The 8529-nt window shown below is 38.2% G+C and carries 10 protein-coding genes; 6 read left to right on the top strand and 4 right to left on the bottom strand.

Going from position 1 to position 8529, the window contains the following annotated elements; translation table 11 throughout:
* A partial coding sequence (locus ASE55_RS13115; RefSeq protein WP_238585049.1) for a transposase occupies positions 1-428 on the top strand: 428 nt, incomplete at its 5' end.
* 201 nt (positions 429-629) lie between these two features.
* Here ASE55_RS13115 and ASE55_RS13110 read toward each other — a convergent pair.
* The 3 genes from ASE55_RS13110 to ASE55_RS13105 are packed head-to-tail and all read right to left on the bottom strand — an operon-like array spanning position 630 to position 1604.
* Positions 630-1025, bottom strand: a complete 396-nt coding sequence (locus ASE55_RS13110) for a hypothetical protein (protein WP_056220410.1) — start codon at positions 1023-1025, stop codon at positions 630-632.
* A gap of 47 nt (positions 1026-1072) precedes the next feature.
* On the bottom strand, positions 1073-1204 hold the full coding sequence (locus tag ASE55_RS20770) for a hypothetical protein (RefSeq protein ID WP_262483820.1): 132 nt from the start codon (positions 1202-1204) through the stop codon (positions 1073-1075).
* A 43-nt stretch (positions 1205-1247) separates the two neighbouring features.
* Entirely contained in the window at positions 1248-1604 is a 357-nt protein-coding gene (locus ASE55_RS13105) for a hypothetical protein (RefSeq protein WP_056220407.1), read from the bottom strand.
* A gap of 344 nt (positions 1605-1948) precedes the next feature.
* Between ASE55_RS13105 and ASE55_RS13100 the strand changes: the two genes are divergently transcribed.
* From ASE55_RS13100 to ASE55_RS13085, 4 genes are all read left to right on the top strand, one after another.
* Positions 1949-2962 carry a nucleoid-associated protein gene (locus tag ASE55_RS13100; RefSeq protein ID WP_056220404.1) on the top strand — a complete coding sequence of 338 codons (1014 nt, stop codon included), beginning with the start codon at positions 1949-1951 and terminating at the stop codon, positions 2960-2962.
* A 178-nt stretch (positions 2963-3140) separates the two neighbouring features.
* Positions 3141-5339 carry an ATP-binding protein gene (locus ASE55_RS13095; RefSeq protein WP_056220403.1) on the top strand — a complete coding sequence of 733 codons (2199 nt, stop codon included), beginning with the start codon at positions 3141-3143 and terminating at the stop codon, positions 5337-5339.
* A gap of 19 nt (positions 5340-5358) precedes the next feature.
* On the top strand, positions 5359-5913 hold the full coding sequence (locus tag ASE55_RS13090; protein WP_238585048.1) for a biliverdin-producing heme oxygenase: 555 nt from the start codon (positions 5359-5361) through the stop codon (positions 5911-5913).
* 316 nt (positions 5914-6229) lie between these two features.
* Positions 6230-7156, top strand: a complete 927-nt coding sequence (locus ASE55_RS13085; protein WP_056220400.1) for a malate dehydrogenase — start codon at positions 6230-6232, stop codon at positions 7154-7156.
* A gap of 371 nt (positions 7157-7527) precedes the next feature.
* On the opposite strand, the gene ASE55_RS13075 is transcribed toward ASE55_RS13085, so the two are convergent.
* Positions 7528-8070 (bottom strand): NAD(P)H-dependent oxidoreductase, encoded by a 543-nt coding sequence (locus ASE55_RS13075; protein ID WP_056220394.1) that lies wholly within the window; start codon positions 8068-8070, stop codon positions 7528-7530.
* An 85-nt stretch (positions 8071-8155) separates the two neighbouring features.
* On the opposite strand from ASE55_RS13075, the gene ASE55_RS13070 reads away from it, so the two are divergent.
* Positions 8156-8524 (top strand): winged helix-turn-helix transcriptional regulator, encoded by a 369-nt coding sequence (locus tag ASE55_RS13070; RefSeq protein WP_056220391.1) that lies wholly within the window; start codon positions 8156-8158, stop codon positions 8522-8524.
* Positions 8525-8529 lie beyond the last annotated feature (5 nt).

The raw sequence follows: 8529 nt of genomic DNA, 5'->3' as shown, positions 1-8529 counted from the left end.
CCAATGCCACACAAATTATCGACCGATTCCATGTTCAGAAATTAGCCATAGAAGCGTTGCAGGAATTAAGGATAAACCACCGTTGGGAAGCTATTGAGCAAGAAAACAATCTGCTCATGGAAGCAAAAGAAAAGAAAAACAACACCGAGATTGAAACTTTTGAAAATGGCGATACCCGAAAGCAACTTTTGGCAAGAAGCAGRTATTTACTCTACAAAACGAGAGAAAAATGGACTGCATCGCAAAATCAGCGAGCGGAAATCTTATTCTCGCAATATCCTGATTTAGAAAAAGCGTACAGTTTATCTGATGGCTTGAGGAAAATTTACAACCAAAACATTCAAAAATCCGTTGCAATGTTGAAACTGGCACATTGGTTTAATGAGGTGGAAGAATCAAGATTTAAAAGTCATTCAATGCTAAAATAAAAAACTTCAGATTACAATTAAGAGGCGTGCGGGATAAARCATTTTTCCTGTTCAGGTTGTCTAAACTTTTTGCCTAGTCCCCAAGTTTTGAGATTGATCCATTCTATCTCGTTGACAAAAGTCATTCGGAACTTTATTGATCGTTTATAAACAGAGATCGCCGGGCTTCAGCCCGGCGATCTCTGTTTATTTTATTTGAAATTATTTCTTGAACATAATTTCATCAAGCTTGTTCTGGTTCATGTAAATCTGCTGGAACTCAATCGACATATGCTGATACAGAAGTTTCCAGTTCTGGATTTTGGTCAGTTTCTTAAAACTCTCAAAAGAACGGATGAAAAGATTTTCAATCATGGTTCTTACATAAGAATTACTCTTTCTGTAAATCCAGTCCATTAATTTGATGTGGTGTGCAATAATATTGATTTTAGATTCGTGCAACAGTCTTTTCAGATAGTTTACGATGGCCTGTATAACGCCTGCAAAATTTTCCTGTACAGACAATTGATCGATCTCATTTCGGATCGGCGGATAGAAAAATTTTAAATACTCAACCGCTATTGTTTGATTAATAGCTTGCATCGGTACGTTCATCATATTAATATTTTTCAAATGTATATTATGATATCCAAAACTGTACCAATTTAAAGGCATGCGGCGAAAACAAACACGCCCATACTGACAGCAATATGAGTAGCCCATATCTTGATCTGCTCCCTGGAATTGGACTGTTCCCATTGTTTCCAGTCGTATTCCCTTCTTATTTTCTTTCTCATAAATTTTAAAATATGTAATAAAACGGTTTAATTATGTAATGAACTAAATGTTGTGGCTGTAGATTTGCTTGGTATATACTTTCTGTAAATCATGTGACAGATGGCTGAAAATAAAATCACGGTATTCTTTGCTGCAGAAAGCCGTACAATTGTCCAGAGAATAAATAAAAGAATTTTCAATGGCGTTTTTTACCATCGTGTCTCCGGTTCTGTACATTTCGCCCATCTTTTTAAGACATTTGAACAACCGGTTCCTGTCATTTTGCCGGATCATACTTTTCATCTTGTCCGTAAAGAGTTCAATCAACTGATAAGAATTTCGTATTCTTTCGTCTTTAATTTCATCCCGGATTTCAGGGATTACATTTGTTATTTCCTCGGTGGCCTGTAAATAATCCATATTAATTAGTATTTAGTTGTGAAGTGTGGCTGTTGATTAGATCATATAATCGCAATGCAGGGAATAAGAAACTGGTTACTTGCTGTTCAGTTTTCCAGATGTTAATTATGTGGCTAATGCCCTGATTGCATTGCGGTTAGATAATTTCTTCACAATCATAATGCCAAAATGTATGCCTCGTGTGGGGTTTCCTGTTTAATTAACTCATAGTCAGGTGTATAATTTAACTGCGTTATAAATTTGCGGGAAAATAACGTCTCAAAATGATAAGATGTTTATCAGAATGAAATTCTGCTGATTGTCTGATTTAATTAATATCTTTGCACTCCAAAATATTCAGGACCATGTTTTCAAAAATCGTAGTACACAGAGTAGGAAATAAAATCAACGGAGAATCTCTGATGCTTTCCCAGGAAGAATTGCAGCTGGAAGAGGGGATGGCAGAACTGCTTGAAAATTACTTTTTAGGCTCTTTTAAATCGGAGGAAACCTTCCATTTTTACAGTGATTCCTATCTGATCAATAATCCGGTATACAGTTCTGTGTCTGAAATTTTTGACGATAAGGCTAAATTCATCTGGGAGTCTGAGAATATCGCTAAGCATCTTTTTGAAGCTGCCGAAAACCCGAGGGTTCAGGGCGGGGAGCTTTTCATCGCTTATTTTGAAGACGAAAGGGAAGGAACCGAAAGAGTGGATAAAATCGGAATCTTTAAAACAGAAAAAAGAGAGTCTTTCCTGAAAATTTCTCCTCAGGAAGATAATTTTGACATTGAAAAAGACCAGGGAATCGGGTTGTCGAAAATTGATAAAGCCGCTCTGATTTATAATAACGACAAAGAAACAGGATACGTACTTTCTGTGGTAGACAATAATAAAAACGGGGATATGTATTACTGGTTTGAAGATTTTCTAAAGGTAAAACAGCGGGACGATGATTATTTCCATACACAGGAAGCTTTAATGGTGTATAAAGATTACATCACCAAACAGCTGCCTCAGGAGTTTGAAGTGTCCAAGGCAGACCAGGCGGATTTTTTAAATAAGTCTATCAATTTCTTCAAGGAGAAAGAAGAATTTAAGCTGGATGATTTTGCCAGTGAAGTATTGGGGGACGAGCATGTAATTGAAAGCTTCGTTAATTTCAAGACGGATTACGAACAGGACATGCAGATTAATATTGCCGAGGAATTCCCGATCAGTGAAGCGGCGGTAAAGAAAACGCAGCGCCATTTCAAGAGCATTATCAAGCTGGATAAAAATTTCCATATCTATATCCACGGAGACCGGCAGAAACTGGCCCAGGGAGAAGATGAAAAGGGAAAATATTATATGCTTTATTTCGATAAGGAAGTGTAAGCTGAATGCAGTCTGACGGTGATATTTAACAAACGGATTTTTTAGAGTTATCTGTTTTTATCACAGTAAATGTACTGTTTATTATATTGAAAGGATATTATTTATGTGGTATGTGTTTCTTTTTGAAAAATACCACGTATGTAAAAAAAAACTTATATTTGATTGATCAAAGTATTATATGAATTTTGTAGAGTGTCATGAAGAGCCCATCCATATCCCGGGCTATATACAAAGTTTTGGCTATCTGATTGGCATCGATGCAGAGTCTCATTCCATCACTTTTTTTAGCAAGAATATAGAGGATATTTTTACTATCGAAAGCCCTGAACAGCTTTTCGACAGGAAATTAACTGATTTTCCGGGTGTTTTTAAAAGTGTCACAGAATCTGACATTTATACTTCGCTCTCTGACTTTACAAAAAGAGATAACGAAACCTATTTCGATAAAATTTTTATTGAAGGTAAAGAATACCATTTGTCCGCTTTCAGGAGCAAGGGCAATATTTTCCTTGAGTTTGAAAAGGTTTCAGTGAATCCCAATAAAAGGATTACCAATAAATACGATAATTTCTACATCATTGATGATGAGCAGGAGATCTGGGACCAGCTTTTGAGTACCCTGTCCAGAATTGTGAACTATGACCGGATGATGGTTTATAAATTCATGATGGACGGATCCGGGAAAGTGGTGGCGGAAAAAACCAATGACAACCTGGAAAGTTATCTCGGACTTCATTATCCGGAATCTGATATTCCGATACAGGCACGCGAGCTTTACATGAAAAAGAGGAAAAGGATTTTCAGCAATGTACACGCTGAAACTGTTCCTGTTTTAAGCAAAAAGTTGGGAGAGATTGATCTTACCTATGTTGCTTCGCGCGGTATGTCACCGATCCACGGGCAGTATATTAAAAATTCCGGAGCTTCATCAAGCTTCAGTATTTCAATTATCATCGATGATCATCTTTGGGGTCTGGTAACGTGCCAGAATTCTGAACCTAAGCATATTGATCTTGAAGACAGAGTACAGGCAGGGATTTTCACGGCCTTGGCTTCCAATGCCTATTCATCTTTCAAATCTAAAAATGAACTGAATTACCGCCTGGAGCTTAACGAACGCGCATTAAGGTTAAAAGCGGAATTTTTAAAACATAACAGCCTGTTCAATTCCCTGATTGACAATAAAGACGAAATTAAAAATATTCTTGAAGCCGACGGCTTAGCCATTGTAGCAGAAGAGAAAATTGTTACCGAAGGAAATGCGCCTGACGAAAACACCATACAGGCCATTGTTCAGTGGGCACACGAAAATACGGATGACCAAATTTACCTGAGCAGAAGCTTTCTGAAAGATCACGGCAAAGAACTGGGGCTGGATGAAAAAGCAGCAGGGGTAATCATTTACTTTATGGAAAGAAGCAAGAATAATGTTCTGATCTGGTTCCGTAAAGAATTTGATGAGCATATCAACTGGGCAGGAAATCCTGAGAAAAAAGTGGATGTTGTTTTCCGGGACGGAGAAGAAAAGAAAGTGGTTTCACCAAGAACTTCCTTTCAGCTTTTTACCGAGGATATCAAAGGGAACTCAAGAAGATGGGATTCCAGGAATATTGTTGCCCTGCAGTCGGTACGCGACCTGATTTTAGAGACTTCACATAAAAATTACAATACAATCAAAAGGCTTAATGATGAGCTTAAAAAAGTAAATGAGGAGCTGGACAGTTTTTCGTATACCATTTCCCATGACCTGGGAACGCCTTTAACGGTGATGAAGCTCAATGCCCAGATGCTTTTAAAAACCCTTACCGATACTTCGGAAAAAAGCAGGAACAAGATCAATTCCATCATTGAAGAAATCGATAGTATGGCGGAAATGATGAATGATGTTTTGCAGTTGAGCCGTGCCAAGCATAGCGAAATCCAATTGGAAGACCTGGAGGCACAGCGTACCATTGAGAAAATTTCAGAGAATGCGAAAATCACTTTTGACAGTCCGCAGACTGAAGTTATCATTAAAGACTGTCCACGGGTTCTTGCCGATAAAACAATGCTGCATCAGGTATTTTTAAATATCATCAATAACGCGATTAAATATTCGTCCCAACAGGAAAACCCTAAAGTAGTCATTGAAGGAACCGAAGAGGAAGATCAGGTTATCTATAAAATTTCAGATAACGGGATCGGGATTCCGGAAGAAAATAAACACAAGATGTTCAAGATCTTTAACCGGATGGACAATGCCAAGAAGTTCAAAGGGAACGGCGTGGGGCTGTCTATCGTACACCGGATCATGAAAAGAATCGGCGGGGAGGTAAGCTATAAAAGCGATAAAGACGGGACCACTTTTATTTTAACATTCAAAAAGCCTTACCTTTGAGGAATATTTTAAATCCTTAATGATGGTATCTGAATATCTAAAACAACATACGGCAGAATATCACGATGCTGCTGAAAAACTTTTTAACTCAGCAAAAATTTTCAACAAAACCTTTACGCTGGAAGATTATAAAAAAATCATCAGAACCAATTATCTGATGCTTCTTCACTCCGAAGATGAAATTTTCCGAAGCCTTTCTGATCACTTTTCTGAAAAGCTTCAGCTGGACAGCCGGAAAAAGCTTCCTTTAATTGAAAAAGACCTGGCCAGTCTTGCCCTTAAGACCTCTTCTGCTTCTGAAGAACTTGAATTCTCCAGTGAACATGAAGCATTGGGAGCCATGTACGTGATTGAAGGTTCTACTTTGGGAGGAAACGTAATTGCTAAGCAGCTTTCTAAAACCGAAGGCTTTGATCAGGTAACCTTCAACTTTTTCGGATGTTACCGGGAAAATACAGGCCCGATGTGGAAAAATTTCAAAGAAGTGCTGGACGGCGAAGTAACTGAAGAAAATTACAACGAGGTTCTGGCAGGTGCTAAAAAATTATATACCTTTCTGCTGAACGTTAATTAATCATTTGAAATTTATTTATTTCAACATCCAAATAATAAAGCTGCCGTAATAAATTCAGGCGGCTTTTTCATTTCGGAAGAGTATGAATTTCTAACGGTTCAATTCAAATGCAGGAGTTTATTTTTACTTTTCTGTACGAATTTGTGCACCGGTTCTAAATAAATGTAAATAAGTATAATTAAAATTCCTGAAAAATTGCCTAATTTTTCAGGAATTGTTAAATTTGGGCGTTTCCAATTTCAAATTAAAAAATAATTCAGCATGAAATCGCGGGGTTCCGTGATGACGCATTAATAAACAATAAAAAGTATACATTATGAAAGTAACTGTAGTAGGTGCAGGCGCTGTAGGCGCAAGCTGTGCAGAATACATCGCTATGAAAAACTTCTGTTCAGAAGTAGTTTTGGTAGACATTAAAGAAGGTTTTGCAGAAGGGAAAGCCATGGATCTGATGCAGACGGCATCTTTGAACGGCTTCGATACGAAAATTACCGGGACAACAGGAGATTACAGCAAAACTGCAGGTTCGCATGTAGCCGTGATCACATCAGGAATCCCGAGAAAACCGGGAATGACCAGAGAAGAGCTGATCGGCATCAATGCCGGTATTGTAAAAGAAGTAACTGAAAATTTAGTAAAACATTCTCCGGAAGTAATCATCATCGTGGTTTCTAACCCAATGGATACCATGGCTTACCTGGTACACAAAACTTCAGGTCTTCCTAAGCACAAAATCATCGGGATGGGTGGTGCTTTAGACTCTGCAAGATTCAAGTACAGATTAGCTGAAGCATTAGAGGCTCCAATTTCTGATGTTGACGGGATGGTTATTGCTGCACACAGTGATACCGGAATGCTTCCTTTATTAAGCAAAGCAACAAGAAACGGTGTTCCTGTAACAGAATTCTTGGATGACGAAAAGCAAAAGTATGTGATCGAAGAAACCAAAGTAGGCGGAGCAACACTTACGAAACTGTTGGGAACTTCAGCATGGTATGCACCGGGTGCAGCAGTTTCTGTAATGGTTCAGGCTATCGCTTGTGACCAGAAGAAAATGATTCCTTGTTCTTTGATGCTGGAAGGGGAATACGGACAAAATGATATCTGCCTGGGTGTTCCTGCCATCATCGGGAAAAACGGAGTGGAGCAGATCGTAAATATCACCCTTACGGCTGACGAACAGCTGAAATTCGCTGAAGCAGCTCACGCTGTAAGAGAAGTAAACGGTGATCTTAAGTTTTAATTATTAGACTTCATATTATGAGAACCGCGCCCTCCGGACGCGGTTCTTACTTTATGTTTTCTGAATTTACAGGCTTTTTTCTTCAGTATCAAGGTTATTACCTGTTATTTCAAGAACTTTCCGTAAACGGATACAAAAAGAGCGGAAAAACCGCTCATCAGAAATATCTGATAATTTTAAATATATACGCATCCGCAACCTTCTTCCCAAGGTTCACATATGCGTTTAGGTTCCAGGCATCTCGGGCTTCCGCCACTGATTACAGCCAGTTTTTTACGTACTGATTTTTTAGGTTTTTCATAAGACTGTTGTTTAATTTGTTGATTACGAATATACAAAATAAAATATTAATACACTTAAAAGTGATTAATTTAATATTCTGACAACAATTGTATTAAGCGTTCTGCCTGTCCTGATGCTTTTCTTTGAATATCCTCTTTGGTATATCCGGCGTTAACGGAAGTCCCGTGAAAGTAGATATGATCAACATATTTCATTTGGGCATAATAGGCAGTCTGTTCCATGTTTTTGCAGAATTCATATACTTTAAAATGATGTTCTCCCAACGTATGATATTCACTTTCAGGTGCACCGACGGTAAAGCTTGGAATGAAATGTTTCCCTTTTAACTTATCACCCTGAGAGCCATACGCAAACTGATATTCAAAAACCAGATCGAACCAGTGTTTTAAAATTGCAGGCATATTGTACCAGTACAGAGGATATTGGAATATGATCGTCTGGTGCTTAAGCAGAGCCTCCTGTTCATCCTTTACGTTAATGTTGAAATCAGGATACAGCTGGGATAGATTTCTGATTTCAATGTCCAGGCTGCTGCTTTTCAGCTTTTCAATAATGGTTTTATTTGCCAGTGATTTTTCGATGTCCGGATGTCCCAGAATAATTAGTGCCATGTTTTTTACTATAAAAATTATAGTTGCAAATTTATTTTTAGTCGTGTACATTTGCAATAACTATCCAATTGGATAGGTGTAAAAAATGAAAAAGGAATGTATAGGCAGCCATGTAAGAGTCGGTGAAAAAGTATATCCCTGCTCCGTAAGTCTTGCGATGGATCTGGTAGGCGGTAAATGGAAAACCGTTATTCTTTATCATCTGAAAGATCATGAGAAAAGATACAGCGAACTGCGGAAAGAACTTTTTTCTGTGACGGAAATGACTTTAAGCATCCAGCTCAGACAGCTGGAAAAAGACGGTTTGGTATCAAGAACGGTTTTCGGAGAGAAGCCACCCATAAAAGTAGTCTATGCCCTCACGGAATTTGGCAAGACCGTTATTCCCGTCCTTGAAGCCATTACGCAGTGGGGAAACCAGATCGTAGACCGGAAAGGAGAATTCGTGGAATAGTCAGT

Origin of the sequence: Chryseobacterium sp. Leaf201, assembly GCF_001421435.1 — a bacterium.
Taxonomy (GTDB): domain Bacteria; phylum Bacteroidota; class Bacteroidia; order Flavobacteriales; family Weeksellaceae; genus Chryseobacterium.
This window is presented reverse-complemented; position numbering and strand designations above follow the sequence as displayed.